Here is a 14,552-nt window from a genome sequence, read left to right as displayed (position 1 = left end):
AGTGAAACGATGCATCGCCGATGGTAGTGTGGGGTTTCCCCATGTGAGAGTAGGTCATCGTCAAGATTCAAACCCAAAGCCCCTGTCTGCGATGCAGACAGGGGCTTTGTCTTTTCCGGTCAGAATTGATAGCTGACTGTAGCGCTTACGTTTCGCTCTTCACCCATGTAGCAGTAGTTCAGGCTGGCACATGAGGTGATGTAGCTTTCGTTGGTCAGGTTGTTCGCATTCAGGCGCACATCCACCCCGGTGAGGCCGACCTTGCCCAGGTCATACCCGATCGAAGCGTCAAACAGCGTGTAAGAGGGCACCTTCATGCTGTTTTCCGCATCAACCCAGCTATACCCCACATAGCGCATCCCGCCGCCCAGCCGCAGGCCGTCCAGCGCCCCCTGCCGGAAGTTGTAGTCGGCCCACAGCGAAAACATCTGCTTGGGTGCCTGGGTGGGCGAATTACCCTTGTTGTCCAACTGGGTCGACACCAGGCTCGGCATCGTCTTGGCATACTCGATGTCGGTAAAGGTGTAGCCGCCCAACAGCTTGAGGTTATCAGTCAGCTGAACATGGGCCTCCAGCTCCAGCCCTTGTGAGCGAACTTCACCCACAGGGCGATAGAACTCTTCGTTCGGTTGTTTGGAGGCAAGGTTCTCTTGCTCGATGCGGAACACCGAGGCGGTGAACAGGTTGTCACTGCCTGGCGGCTGGTACTTGATACCTGCTTCCCACTGGGTGCCCTCGGTTGGCGCCAGTGGGCGGCCATTCTGGTCGGACACGGTATTGGGGTTGAACGACTCCGAGTAGCTGACATAAGGCGCCAGGCCATTCTCGAACAAGTAGAGCACGCCTGCTCGGGTGGTGAACTTGGTGCGCTCGTCATTGACCTTGGTGTTGCTGTCGCGGTTCTCTTCGGAGACCTTCACCCAGTCCTGACGCAGCCCCAGCGAGAAGCGCCACTGGTCGAGCTCGACCAGGTCCTGCAAATACACCCCTGTCTGCTGCAGGCGACGCTGGTAGCGGTTCTCGCCGAGTACCTGCAGGTTGCCATTGCCATATTGAGGGTTGCCGGCATCCAGCGCATCGACCGTGCCGTAGCGCCATTCCACGTCGGCTTTGCGGCGTTGATAGTCGGTGCCAAGCAGCAAGGTATGCTTGGCAGCACCGGTGAAGAACTCTGCCTGCAGCATGTTATCGATGATGTAGGAGTGCAGGCGCTCGTCGCCGCCGGTGTAGGCGCGGTTGAGGATATTGCTGTCGGCATCTGCCCAGCCAGCGGAATACACCTGGTCCATCGAAACGTCAGAATCCTGGTAGCGGAAGTTCTGTCGGGCGGTGAACACGTCGTTGAAACGGTGCTCGAACTGGTAGCTGAACGACTGCTGGGTGCGTTCGTAGTTGTCGATCCCAGGCTCGCCTTCAAAGAAGTGGTCTGACAGGCGCAGCCCGTTGCGCTTGTGCAGCATGCCGTCTGCCGGGTTACCGCCGTGGTACCCACCATTCGGGTCATGCTGCAGATACGCCTGAAGCGTCAGCGATGTGTCTTCAGTGAAGTCGATGCTGACAGCCGGTGCTATGGCGTAGCGTTCTTCCTTGTTGTGGTCGAACTGGGTATCAGCGCTATCGGCCAAACCTGTCAGGCGATAGGCGATACGTTTGTCGTCATCAACTGGGCCGCTGAAGTCGAAACCCATGCCACGCTGGCCTTGGGTGCCGACTGTGGCCTGCACTTGATGGAATGGCGTGAACAGTGGCTTCTTGGTGGTCAGTGCCACCAGGCCCCCTGGGGAGCTGCGGCCATAGAGTACCGAAGACGGCCCCTTCAGGATGTCGATGCGCTCAAGGAAGTACGGGTCCACTTGCATGGTGCTGTAGGTGCCGTTGTCACCCATGGATTTCAGGCCATCGACGTAGATGTTGTCTACCGAGCCGTCGTTGAAGCCCCGCATGGCCACATAGTCGTAGCGGTGCGTGGCGCCATAGGGGTTGGTCAGTACACCTGGCGTATAGCGCATGGCCTGGGCAACGGTCTGCGAGCCCTGGTCGTCCATCTGTTGACGGGTGACCACTGAAACCGACTGTGAGGTTTCCACCAACGGCATGCTGGTCTTGGTGGCCACCTGGCTGTGCGTGGCGTTGTAGCCGTCCATGCTGCCCAGGGCATTACCCAGGGTAAAACTGCGCACGTCGGTGTCTGGCAACGACAATGCGGCCTCTTCAGGCTGGGCCCGCAGCACGTAGCTGTGCCCACCCTGGCTGACGGCTTCCAGGCCGCTGCCATTGAGCAGTTGGCGCAGGGCCTGATCAGGCGAGTAATGCCCTTGCAAGCCATTGGACTGCAACCCGTTGGTCAACTGCGGCGTGCTCGACAGGGTGATCCCCGCCTGGCGGGCAAACTGGTTGAGTACATCGTTGAGTTCCCCACCCGGGATCGCGTACTGCTGGCTAACCTGGGGCGCTTCGGCGGCCAGAGCCTGGAGGGGCAGGGTGGACATGCCCAAGGCTGTGCCGAACAAAGCTGCCTGGACTGCTTTGCGCAGAGTGGCTGAATTCAAGACAGGTCGAAAATCATTCTCGTTTGGCGCGCGTGTGTGTGGTGAGGCGATGGGCATGAAAGAGTCCGTTGAAGGGTGGGAGGGCAGAAGACGATGCTTACTGTCCTAGCCGGATCGGCGTCCAAAACCCGCCAAAAAGATCAGCGCTTGGGTGAGGTCAGGCAACCTGCTCCACACGTATCCACCAGAGCGTGCGTTGACGAAGCCTCACCGGCAGCGTTTGTGGAAGCAATTGCAGCAGCTGCTCAGGGTCCTCGAGGCGGAACACACCTGACAGGCGTAAATCGGCAATCTCATCGCTGCAACCCAGGTAGCCGTGGCGATAACGGCTCACCTGTTCAAGAAAGTCGCGCAAGCGCATGTCGCGGGTAACGATCAGCCCTTCGCTCCAGGCAGCTGGGTCCATGGCCACGCTCTCCAGGCGTTGTGCGCCCTGGGCGTCCAGGCGCCAGTGCTGGCCGCGGGCAATCCACTGCACCTGGCCGTTCCCCGGCCGGTGTATCGCCACGTTGCCGTGGCTGACGCTGACCTGCGTGCAGTCTCGCTCCTGGCGCACCACAAAGCGCCCGTCGAAACCTTCGAGCAGGGCATCTTGCGTCTGTACCAGCAGAGGGCGAGCCTGGTTCGGTGCGTCACTGCACGTGAGCATCAGCTCCCCATGCTGGAGGCGGAGCAAGCGCTGCTGATCGTCGAAAGCGAGGTCTACCGCACTGTGCGTGTTGAGTTGCATCAGCGAGCCATCGGGCAGCCGGAAGCTGCGCCGTTCGCCCGTGGCAGTCGCGTAGTCCGCAGTCCAGCCGCTGACGGTATCGAGGTCTTTCGCCAGCCATGTCGCCGAGCCCGCCATGGCGGCGCAGCCAAGCAACTTGAGCGCCTGGCGACGGTGCAGGCGCCGCTGGCTGGTTTCCAAGGTCTGTAGGGCAACCCCCGCGCCGGGGATGGCGCGCAGGTCAAGGTCCTGATGCAGGTGAACCACCCGTTGCCAGGCCAGTTCGTGCTCGTGCCGTGCGCTACGCCACTGCTCGCATTGCTGCAGCAGCACGGGGCTATTGCCGCTTTCGCGTAGCCTGAGCATCCACTGAATGGCTTGCTTGACCGCTTTGGCGGAAGGGGGGGCGGCGGCTGTCATCGCTCGTCTTCAAAGCGCAGCAGGTAGCAATGGTAGAGCGCATCAGCAATGTAGCGCTCCACAGTGCGCACCGAGATACCCATCTGCTCGGCGATCGCCTGGTGTTTCAGCCCTTCGCACTGGGCCAGCAGAAAAGCGCGGCGCACCTTTGGCTTGAGGCCATCGAGCATGCGAGCGATACGCTCCAGCAGTTCGAGCAGCACCTCGCGGGTTTCCGCCGAGGGTGCCAATGCTTCCGGCAGGTGGGCCAAGGCTTCAAGGTAAGCCCGGTGCAATTCTTCACGGCGCCAGTGATCGATCACCAGCCCGCGTGCCACGGTGCGCAAGAAGGCCCTGGGCGTATTGAGCTGTACCTGCTCGCCACGCTGCAACAGCCGGACGAACGTGTCCTGGGCCAGGTCTGCGGCATCGGCGGCGTTACCCAGCTTGCTACGCAGCCAGGCATGCAACCAGCCGTGGTGGTCACTGTAGAGCGTTTGCACGGAGTCATTGGAAGGCATGGAGGAGGGCGCTGGCTTCAATGGACATAAATGATAATTAGTCTCATTGTTTGCGGAGCCCGTTTATTTTGCAACAGGCTGATGTCGGGCGAACGGCTATCCCGCTCAGAACCGGTTATCGCCCTAGCTGTGAATCCAGATACTGCCTGATAACACGCGCCCCTGAGTTCAAGTGCTGCTCGAGCACCGCGACCGCTTCATCCACCAGCTTGTCGCTGGCCGCATCCACCAGCGCGTTGTGATCGTCCTGGGTGAGCTTGCCCAGCCCCATCGACGAGAGATGGAAGCGCAGAAAGCGCTCTTCTTCGTTCAGTTCGTTCTCGATCAGGCGCAGTAACTTCTTGTTCGGCGCCTTGCTATACAGGGCCATGTGGAACAGGCGGTTGAGGCGGCCGATTTCGGCGTGACGGGTTTCGTTTTCCAGTTGCTGGATATACCCACGTGCGCGGGCGATGTCATCGGCATCGAGCAACGGAATGGACTGGCGCAGGGCCTCGCTTTCGAGCAGAACACGCAGGGCGTAGGTGTCCACCGCGTCTTCGCCAATCAAGGGCGCAACCACTGCGCCCTTGTGCATCTCCACGTTCAGCAGCGATTGCGCCTCGAGCTGGCGCAAGGCCTCGCGCACGGGCATGCGGCTGACCCCGAACAAGGTGGCGAGCTCTTGCTGACGCACGGCAGTACCTGGCGGCAGACGACCATCAAGAATGGCGCTGCGCAGGCGCTCCTCGATAACAGCACGTGCCATGTGTGGGGATAGCTGTTCGCTAGCCAGCACGTTGCTCAGTTTGATTTTCTCGGCCACGCGGAGTCTGCCTCGACGATAAGAAAAGTTGGATCCAATGACACTAGTAACAGGCAAGGGGGCTTGTCAAACCGTCGACCGCACTGGAGCGGCCGACCCAAGGCCGCGGCTATGGTGTATGAAGTCGCTTGGCAAAGGAAGCGGTACATAGAACGAGATAGCCATAAAGTCAGTATGGCCCGACCATTGGCTGCGTGATTGCAGGGTGCCATTGTTTTTTGCACGGGCAGGCCGCACCATCGCTGCTTTCGACGGGTCTGAACAGGTCTTCGCAGTGGCGATATCCTGGATGTTCAAAACGGCTGTGCGACGTGTCGGCCTTGCCGCGCTGCTGGGTAGCTTGCTACTGGGCGGCTTGCACGCGGACTGGGATTTTTCCCAGATCAGCCGCCAGTCGCAGGCGCTGTATGGCCCGCTTGGCGCGGGGCAGGGGCGTATCGACGCCTGGCAGAACCTGATGGCCACGCAGAAGCAGGGCAGTGAGCTGGAACGGCTGCAAGTGGTCAATCGCTTCTTCAACCAGCAATTGCGCTACGTCGAAGACATCGACTTGTGGCATGAGGTCGATTACTGGGCCACGCCGGTCCAGGCCCTGATCAAGGGGGCCGGTGATTGCGAGGACTACGCTATTGCCAAGTATTTCAGTCTGCGACGTATGGGCATCCCTAGCGAGAAGCTGCGCATCACCTACGTCAAGGCGCTGCGGCAGAACCGGGCGCACATGGTACTGACCTATTATGCCAGCCCACAGGCTCAGCCGTTGGTGCTCGACAGCCTGATGGATGCCATCAAGCCGGCGAGCCAGCGCCCCGACTTGCTGCCGGTGTACGCCTTCAATGGCGAGGGGTTGTGGCTGACTGGCGCCGCCGGCAACAAGAAGGTCGGCGATACCAAGCGCCTGTCACGTTGGCAGGATTTGCTGAAGAAAATGCAGGCCGAAGGGTTCCCGGCCGAGCCGGTTTACTGAAGGAGCACAGATGTCACTGTTCAAACAATTGCTGTTGGCCATTTGCCTGTTCCTGGTGGTCGCTTTCAGCGGCAGCTTCATGGTCAGCCTGGAGAGCTCGCGCAGCCAGTACGTCAACCAGCTGCGTTCGCACGCCCAGGACGCGGCCACTGCCTTGGCGCTGTCGCTGACGCCTAATATCGACGACCCGGCGATGGTCGAACTGATGGTCAGCTCGATCTTCGACAGTGGCTACTATGCGAGCATCAAGGTTGTCGACCTGGGCTCCAATGCCGTGCTGGTGGAGCGCCACGCCGAGCCCGACCCGGGGGGTGTGCCGGCCTGGTTCGTCCACCTCATCGGCCTTGAAGCCGCAGGTGGGGATGCCATCGTTAGCCGTGGCTGGCAGCAGGCGGCGCGGGTGGAGGTGATCAGCCATCCGATGTTCGCCATTGCCAAACTCTGGCAGAGTGCCTTGGGCAGCCTGGGCTGGCTGTTGCTGTGCGGTGCCGCCAGCGCGGTGCTCGGCGCCTTGCTGCTGCGTCGGCAATTGCGGCCGCTGGATTACATGGTCGAGCAATCCCATGCCATCGCCCGGCGCGAATTCCTCAGCCTGCCAGACCTGCCGCGCACCCCTGAGCTGCGCCGTGTGGTGCAGGCAATGAACCAGATGGTCGAGAAGCTCAAGGCACTGTTTACTGAGCAGGCCGAGCGCAGTGAGCGGCTGCGTGCAGAGTCCTACCAGGACAGCCTCACCGGCTTGTCCAACCGCCGCTACTTCGAGATGCAACTGAATACGCGCGTCAGCAACCTGGAAGAGGCGCGCGCCGGTTACTTGCTGTTGCTGCGGGTTCAGGGCCTGGCAGGCCTTAACGCGCGCCTGGGCGGGCAGCGCACCGATCAGCTGTTGCAGGCAGTGGGTGAGCAGCTGCGCCGCACCTGTGCCAGCTACCCGGAGACCAAAGACCTGATCTCGCGCAGCCGTGGGGGCGAGTTCGCCGTGCTGGCGCCGGGCATGGTGCATGAAGAAGCGGTACAGCTTGCCCAGGCTCTGGAGGCGACACTGCAGAGCCTGCACGAGACGGGCGCCAGTGATGTCGACCCGGTGGCATGCATCGGCCTTGCGCCGTTCACCCCCGGCGATGCGCCACAGGCATTGCTGAAGCTCGCCGACGAGGCCCTGGCGCGTGCCGAAAACCAGCCGGCGCCGGGCTGGGTGTGCCTTGAACAGGGTGCGGCCGCGGTGGCCGGTGATAGCCATCATGCTTGGCATGAGCGGCTCGACCAGGCCTTCGTCAATGGGCAATTCGAACTGTTCTTCCAGCCGGTGGTGGACTGCGCCACAGGGCAACGGGTACTGCACCACAAAGTGATCTCGCGTTTGCACGATGAGCAGGGCGAGGCATTGCCGGCCGGGCGCTTCTTGCCTTGGCTGGAGCGCTTTGGCTGGATGCCGCGCTTGGATCTGCTGGTGCTGGAAAAGGTGCTTGCCCACCTGCGCACTCATGATCAGGTGCTGGCGCTGAACCTGTCCGCTGCAACCTTGGCCGACCCCAAAGCGCTGCAACGCGTCTACGAGCTGTTGAGCCAGCATGCGGCGCTGGGCCCACGCCTGACATTCGAGATCGGCGAAGAGCAATTGCCCGAACAGTCAGCCCTCGAACAGCTGACCCGGCGCCTGCACGCGCATGGCTTCGGGCTGGCGCTGCAGCGCTTTGGCGGGCGGTTCAGCATGATTGGCAACCTGGCGCACCTGGGCCTTGCGTACCTGAAGATCGATGGTAGCTATATCCGTAACATCGACCATGAACAACACAAGCGCCTGTTCATCGAAGCGATACAGCGCGCGGCGCACAGCATCGACCTGCCGTTGATTGCTGAACGGGTCGAGACGGAAGGGGAAAGGTTGGTGCTGCGGGAAATGGGCGTGGGCGGTATTCAGGGGCAGTTGGTGGGTGAGCCCGCACCCTGGCGCTGACCGGGTAGGCGCAGCCTTGTGCTGCGAAGAGGCCAGTGGCAGCACAGAAGATTCACGGTACTGCCACTGGCCTCTTCGCAGCACAAGGCTGCTCCTACCGGGATTGCGTAAGACTCAACGCTCGCGCAAGGCTTCCGAACGCGCCTTCATGATCGGCTTCAGCAAGTAGCTCATGATGGTCTTCTTGCCGGTCATGATATCCACCGTCGCCACCATCCCGGGGATGATCAGCAGCGGCTTCTCGTCGGTGCCCAAGTGGCTGCGGTCGGTGCGTAACTTGATCAGGTAGTACGTGGTCTTCTTGTCTTCATCGGTGATGGTGTCGGCACCGATCTGTTCCAGCTTGGCCTTCAGGCCACCGTAGATGGTGTAGTCATAGGCAGTGAACTTGACGGTCGCTTCCTGCCCAGGGTGCAGGAAGGCAATGTCCTTGGGCAGGATCTTCGCCTCGATGACCAGTGTGTCGTCCAGCGGCACCACTTCGACGATGTCGCTACCCGGCTGGATGACCCCGCCGATGGTGTTGACCAGCAGCTGCTTGACGATACCGCGTACCGGCGAGGTGACCATGGTGCGGTGTACCCGGTCATCCAACGCCTTGCTGGTGGCAGTGGCCTTGTTGAGCTCGGTGCGGGCCTCGTTGAGCTGGGTCAGCGCCTCGCTACGGAACTTGCCGCGGGTCTCCTCGACCTTGCTCTGCACTTCGCGGATGGCCGCCTCGGCGCGCGGGATGGCCAGCGCGGTGGAGTCCATCTGGCCACGGTTCTCCACTTCGGCACGGCGCAGGCGCAGCACTTCGACCTGGGAAATCGCGCCCTGGGCCACCAGCGGCTCGGACATCGCGATTTCCTGACGCAGCAGTTGCAGGCTGTTGGCGTACTGGGCGCGCTTGGAGGTGTACTCGCGCAGCTCTTGCTGGCGCTGTACCAACTGCTGCTGCAGGCCGCCGATTTCGTCCTGCAGTTGCTGGCGCCGGCTCAGGTACAGCGACTCTTCGTTGGCTGCCTGGCTGGGCGCTGCTTTGCGCAGTTCTTCATCGATTTTCAGCGGGCGGTCTTCGACCTCGGCACTCAGGCGTTCGACCCGCAGCGCCATGGCCAGGCGGTCGGCCTCGGTTTCACCGACGTTGGAGGCGAAGCGGGTTTCGTCCAGGCGCAGCAAGGGCTGGCCGACGTCGACGATTTGCCCTTCCTTGGCGTAGATCTCGGCGATGATGCCGCCCTCAAGGTTCTGGATCTTCTGCACCTTGGACGACGGAATGGCCTTGCCTTCGCCGCGCGTGACCTCATCGATCGGCGCAACGCTGGCCCAGACGATCATGAACACGAAAAACGCGATCACACCCCAGATGGTCAGGCGAACCACCCGTGGCGCGTCCTCGATCAGCGCCTTGTTGACCTCAGGCAGTGGCTGCCCGCCAAGCGAGTCGGAGCCTTTGAAGTAGCGCCGCAGGCCATCCTTGAATTGCCCCATATCGAGCTTATGCAACACTGATCTGCCCCTTCTTCAGCGCATCCATGACCGCGGCTTTCGGGCCGTCGGCGACAATCTGCCCGCGATCGATCACGATCAGCCGGTCCACCAGCGACAGCAACGAGGCGCGGTGGGTCACCAGCAGCACCGTCTTGTTTTCGATGACCGCCTGCAGGCGCTGCTTGAGGCGCTCTTCACCGGTGTTGTCCATGGCGCTGGTCGGTTCGTCGAGCAGCAGGATCTGTGGGTTGAGCAGCAATGCACGGCCCAGGGCGACGTTCTGCCGCTGGCCGCCGGAGAGGTTCTGGCCACGTTCGCCCACCTGCAGCTCATAGCCGTCAGGGTGCAGCCTGGCAAACTCATGAACACCTGCCAGCTCTGCGGCCTGCAGGATCATTTCGTCTTCGATGTAGCGGGCGCCGCTGACCAGGTTGTCGCGCAGGGTGCCGGCCATCAGCTGGATGTCCTGGGGCACGTAGCCGATATTGTGGCGTAGCTCGCTGACGTCGATCTGGCGGATATCCACGCCATCGACCAGCAGCGATCCGCCGTCGGATTCATACAGGCCAACGATCAGCTTGGCCAACGAGCTCTTGCCCGAACCGCTACGGCCAATGATGCCCACCTTCTCGCCGGGGCGAATGGTCAGGTTGATGTTCTTGAGGGCCAGGTTCTGCTGGTTAGGGTAGGTGAAGTCGACCCCGCGGAACTCGATGCTGCCCTGCAGCACCCGGCGGCTCAGTGGGCGCTCTTCGAAGTTGCGTTCCTGCGGCAGCTCCATCATGTGGTCGGTGGAGACCATGGTCACCTTGGCCTGCTGATAGCGGGCCAGCAAACCATTGAGCTGCCCCAGCGGGCCAAGGGCACGGCCGCTGAGCATGTAACAGGCGACCAGGCCACCCATGCTCAGGTTGCCGTCGATGATCATGTAGACACCGACGCAAATCATCGCCACGCCAGCCAGTTGCTGGATCAGCAGGGTGATGTTCATCGCCAGGCTCGACAGCACCTTCACGCGCAGTTCCAGACGGCTGAGGGTGCCGAGCGTCTGTTCCCACATGTACTGGCGCTCGCTTTCAGCGTTGTTGACCTTGACCGCATCCAGGCCTGCCAGGGTCTCGATCAGGCTCGACTGGCGTTCCGAGGCCAGGGCCATGGTCCGCTCCATGGTCGCCATCAGCGGCCGTTGCAGGGCGTAACCGATGCCCAGGGCCAGCGGGAAGGCGATGATCGGGATCCACACCAGGTGCCCGCCAATGATGGCGATGACGATGAGGATCAGCAGCGTGAACGGCAGGTCGATCAGGCTGGTCAGGGTCAAAGAGGCGAGGAAGTCGCGTAAACCCTGGAACTCATGGATGTTTTGGGCAAAGCTGCCGACCCGCGCCGGGCGGTACTTCATCGACATCCCGACGATACGTTCGAACAAGGTCGCCGAGATGATCAGGTCGGTCTTCTTGCCGGCCAAGTCCAGGCAGAGGCCGCGCAGGCCCTTGAGGATCAGGTCGAAGAAGTAGGCCCCGGCGATGCCGACGGCCAGCACCCAAAGGGTCGAGGTCGCCTGGTTGGGCACCACCCGGTCATACACGTTCATGACGAACAGCGGCGCTGCCAAGGCGATCAGGTTGATCACCAGGCTGGCGGCGATGGCGTCGATATACAGCCATTTGCTGCGCAGCAAGGTGTCGCGGAACCAGGATTTCGCGCGCGGGATGAGGTTGCCGTGGTTGACGTCGAACTTGTGCTGCGGCTGGGCGAAGAACACACGCCCGCTGTAGTCACTGAGCAGCGCTTCGCGGCTGACGTGCACCTCGCCACCATCGCTCTCGCTGAGCAGCAGGCGTGCGGTGTCTTCATTCTCCCAGCCCAGCAGGACGGCGCTGCGGCCCTCCTTGAGCAACAGCATGGCAGGCATTGCGATACTGGGGATCTGCTCCAGTTTACGCTGCAGCAGCCGCCCCTGCAGGCCGGCCCTGGCCGCCGCACGGGGCAGCAGCTCGGGGCTCAGGCGCTGCGCGGGCAGCGGCAGGCCGGTGGTCAGCATGACCCGGCTTGCAGGTTTCTGGTGCAGGACACACAGGCTCAGCAGACTATCCAGCAAGGGATCGTCATGCTGACTGCGTGGATCGTGGCTGAGTTGGACTCGACTGACTTCGGATTCCACGCGGCGCTCTCTTCATCCTTGCGGTGGGTGGGGCAGGGTGCGCTTCAGTTCAGGCCTGGCAGGCTCACCCTTGGTTTCAGATCGTTCTGCACAACGGTGGCCATCGGGGCTACGACACCCTGACTCTTGAGCAGTTGGCCAATGGTCGCCTTGATTCGATACTGAGTAAACAATTGTATGTTCTTCACTTCCACCAGGCGACGCTGGGCAGTGAAGGTTTCATTCTCGCTGTCGAGCAAGTCGAGCAGGGTTCGCTCGCCCAGGCTGAATTGCTGTTGGTAGGCGCTGCGCACACGGTTGCTGTGATCGACGTACTGCTGGGCGATCGGCAACTGGGCGTTGGCGTTCTCCTGAGCATTCCATGCCAGGCCCAACTCTTCATTGAGCTGACGCAAGGCATTGTTGCGGATATCCAGCGCCTGGTTGGACAGGTACGACTTGGACTCCAGGTCTGCCTTGTTGCTGCCGCCAGCATACAGGTTGAAGTTCATTCGCAGCATAGCCTGCCATTCGCTGTTTTGGCCTGCTGTGCCGTCGATATTGTTATCCGCCGTTCGTCCGAGTTCTGCATCGAAACGCGGGTAGAAGGACGACTTTGCGGCCTCGTACTGTTTTTCTGCGGCGGCAACGTCCGATTCGGCCGAGCGCAGCACCGGGCTGCTTTCTACCAACTGTGTGCGGGCTTCCTCCAGCGTGGCCGGCAGCAGGTCGATGAACGGCGCCGGTGCGCTCAATTCATCGGGCATCTGGCCGACGACGCTGAGGTAATTGGTGCTGGCATCGGCCAGGTTGGTCTTCTCAGTGATCAAGTTGTTTTGCGCCTGCGCCAGGCGTGCCTCGGCCTGGTCCAGGTCAGCCAGGCGGCCGACGCCGCGGCTGGTGCGCAGTTTGATCTGATCCAGAATACGTTCGTGGTTGCTCAGGTTGTCTTCGGCCAGCCGTACCATCTCGCGGCGCGACAGCACATCCAGATACACCTGGGCGAGGTCGAGTGCGGTGCGCTCGGAGGTGCCCATCAGGGAGTAGGCCCGGGCGTTGGCGGTGGCTTGTTGACGGTCGACTTCGTTTGACGTGGCAAAACCGTCAAAAACCATTTGGCGAAGACGGATTGCTGACTCACCTCTGTTTAGTGTGTCCCAGCGGTTACCGGTGCTCGGGCTATCGGTACCTTCGCGCCCATAGCCCGCCGTTACATCGACCCTCGGCAAGTAGCCGCCCTGGGCCGCGCGCAGCTGGTAATCCGCGGCCACGCGAGCATTCACGCCGGCCTGGATTTCCGGGTGTCGCTCAAGGGCTGTTTGCATGGCTTCGGGCAAGGATTGTGCTTGTACGAACGTGGCGGCTAGGGTGATGGGAAGAACGGTAAACAGTGACGCACGCATTTTTGGCGGGTTCCCGAAGGCGCAGTTGTCCTGAATCACGGTTGAGGTTTTCAGGGCCTGGAAAATGGCACCTGATCTGACCGATGAGCGAACTTCCGACGGGCACTGGATTAGTACTAAAGGAAGGGGTGGCAAAGGTGCAAATATCAATGTGACATTACATTGCCGATTGTTTAGGATGGCGAGTATAAGGTCAATAGTTTGGCAGATAGTTAATTCCAAACAGTTATAGACGGAATTTTGACGTCAAAATCGTCAACACATCAATCGACACAGTTCCGCCTGAAGTGGCTTTCAAGAGCGCCGCTCTGGCAGGGAAGTACCCCAATCGGGTCACACGGAGAGTCCAATGAGCAGCGTTGTAGCCATCGTCAAAAGCATTGTCGGCCAGGTTATTGCGGTATCCCCAGAGGGCATCCGGCGTGTACTCATCGAAGGTGACCGCCTGTTGGCGGGTGAGGAAGTCCTCACCGGCCCAGGCGGCGCGGTAACCCTCGAGTTGGCCGACGGCCGTATGCTCGACCTGGGCCGTGACAGCCAGTGGAGCGCGGATGCGCCTTACAGCAGCGCCGACTTGAGCCAGGCCACTGCGCAGGCTGCACCGTCGGTTGAAGAGCTGCAGCAGGCGATCGCCGCGGGTGTCGACCCGACCACCGAGCTTGAAGCTACCGCAGCAGGCCCGGCAGCGGCGGGCGGTGGCGGTGCGCTGGGCGGTGGCCACAGCTTCGTCATGCTTGAGGAGACCGCAGGCCGGGTCGACCCGAGCATCGGCTTCCCGACCGGCCCGTTGGGCTTTGCCGCAGCGCTGGACAATGAAGACGTTGGCGCGGTGGACACCAGCAACAACAACCAGGTCATTCCGCCCACAACGGAGACCAACGTCTCCACCGCCCTTGTACTCAACGCCACCCCTTCCATCACCGAAGCGGGTGGCGTAATCGTTTACACCGCGACAGTTGGCCAGGCGCCGACGTCCAACCTGATCGTCACCCTGGCCAACGGCGCAGTGATCGTCATTCCGGCAGGGCAGACCAGCGGTAGCGTCAACGTCACCATCCCGGCCAATGACACCCCCTACATCGACGGTGGTCAGATTTCGACCACCGTAACCGGCACCACCGGTGGTAACGGTCTGATCGTGACCCTGCCGCAAACACCGGCGGTTACGCAGATTACCGATACCATCGACACCACCACGGCGACCTTGACCGCCACCCCTTCGGTGACCGAAGGCGGCGTGATCACCTACACCGTGACCCTGAGCAACCCTGCCCAGACGCCGGTTACCGTGACCCTGTCCAATGGCCAGACGATCACCATTGAGCCTGGCAAGAGCCAGGGCAGTGTTGATTTCCAGACGCCGGCCAATGACGTTTACAACAATGGCTCGACCGTTAGCACCACCATCACTGGTGCTACTGGCGGTAACTTCGAGCAACTGACGCCTAACCCTGCGCCGGCCGAGACCACGATCAATGACTCGGTCGACGTTACTACCGCGACCCTGACTGCGTCGCCAAGCGTGACTGAAGGCGGCGTAATCACCTACACCGTGACCCTGAGCAATCCTGCCCAGACTCCGGTGACTGTGACCCTGTCGAACGGCCAGACCATCACCGTTGAAGC

Annotated in this window: 10 protein-coding genes; 3 read left to right on the top strand and 7 right to left on the bottom strand. The window is 61.6% G+C overall.

Going from position 1 to position 14,552, the window contains the following annotated elements; all coding sequences use genetic code 11:
* Window positions 1-119: 119 nt before the first annotated feature.
* From QOS90_RS27245 to QOS90_RS27230, 4 genes are all read right to left on the bottom strand, one after another.
* Window positions 120-2,534 carry a TonB-dependent siderophore receptor gene (locus QOS90_RS27245; protein WP_085274407.1) on the bottom strand — a complete coding sequence of 805 codons (2,415 nt, stop codon included), beginning with the start codon at window positions 2,532-2,534 and terminating at the stop codon, window positions 120-122.
* A gap of 172 nt (window positions 2,535-2,706) precedes the next feature.
* Complete coding sequence (locus tag QOS90_RS27240; RefSeq protein ID WP_085274403.1) at window positions 2,707-3,678, bottom strand: FecR domain-containing protein; 972 nt, start codon at window positions 3,676-3,678, stop codon at window positions 2,707-2,709.
* Entirely contained in the window at window positions 3,675-4,178 is a 504-nt protein-coding gene (locus QOS90_RS27235; protein ID WP_027595475.1) for a sigma-70 family RNA polymerase sigma factor, read from the bottom strand. Before QOS90_RS27235 ends, QOS90_RS27240 begins: the two co-directional genes overlap by 4 nt.
* A gap of 115 nt (window positions 4,179-4,293) precedes the next feature.
* Entirely contained in the window at window positions 4,294-4,983 is a 690-nt protein-coding gene (locus QOS90_RS27230) for a GntR family transcriptional regulator (protein ID WP_027595476.1), read from the bottom strand.
* 205 nt (window positions 4,984-5,188) lie between these two features.
* Between QOS90_RS27230 and lapG the strand changes: the two genes are divergently transcribed.
* Together lapG and lapD are read left to right on the top strand one after the other, a co-directional pair.
* A complete protein-coding gene (gene lapG, locus QOS90_RS27225) occupies window positions 5,189-5,950 on the top strand; it encodes a cysteine protease LapG (RefSeq protein ID WP_172960332.1) in 762 nt (253 codons plus the stop codon).
* 10 nt (window positions 5,951-5,960) lie between these two features.
* Entirely contained in the window at window positions 5,961-7,907 is a 1,947-nt protein-coding gene (gene lapD, locus QOS90_RS27220; RefSeq protein WP_085274404.1) for a cyclic di-GMP receptor LapD, read from the top strand.
* Between the two features lie 114 nt (window positions 7,908-8,021).
* On the opposite strand, the gene QOS90_RS27215 is transcribed toward lapD, so the two are convergent.
* Genes QOS90_RS27215 through QOS90_RS27205 form a run of 3 tightly spaced genes read right to left on the bottom strand, consistent with a single transcriptional unit; the run spans window position 8,022 to window position 12,926 of the window.
* Entirely contained in the window at window positions 8,022-9,380 is a 1,359-nt protein-coding gene (locus tag QOS90_RS27215; protein ID WP_027595479.1) for an HlyD family type I secretion periplasmic adaptor subunit, read from the bottom strand.
* A 7-nt stretch (window positions 9,381-9,387) separates the two neighbouring features.
* Complete coding sequence (locus tag QOS90_RS27210; protein WP_085274405.1) at window positions 9,388-11,544, bottom strand: type I secretion system permease/ATPase; 2,157 nt, start codon at window positions 11,542-11,544, stop codon at window positions 9,388-9,390.
* A 44-nt stretch (window positions 11,545-11,588) separates the two neighbouring features.
* Complete coding sequence (locus tag QOS90_RS27205) at window positions 11,589-12,926, bottom strand: TolC family outer membrane protein (RefSeq protein WP_085274406.1); 1,338 nt, start codon at window positions 12,924-12,926, stop codon at window positions 11,589-11,591.
* A gap of 349 nt (window positions 12,927-13,275) precedes the next feature.
* Between QOS90_RS27205 and QOS90_RS27200 the strand changes: the two genes are divergently transcribed.
* Window positions 13,276-14,552: retention module-containing protein (locus QOS90_RS27200; RefSeq protein WP_283600576.1), on the top strand; the 1,277-nt coding region annotated here is incomplete at its 3' end.

Origin of the sequence: Pseudomonas sp. LAIL14HWK12:I10 (genome assembly GCF_900184205.1) — a bacterium.
In the GTDB taxonomy this organism is placed as follows: Bacteria; Pseudomonadota; Gammaproteobacteria; order Pseudomonadales; family Pseudomonadaceae; genus Aquipseudomonas; species Aquipseudomonas kermanshahensis.
Note: the sequence above shows the minus strand (reverse complement) of the source record. Positions and strands in the feature narration are given on the sequence as shown.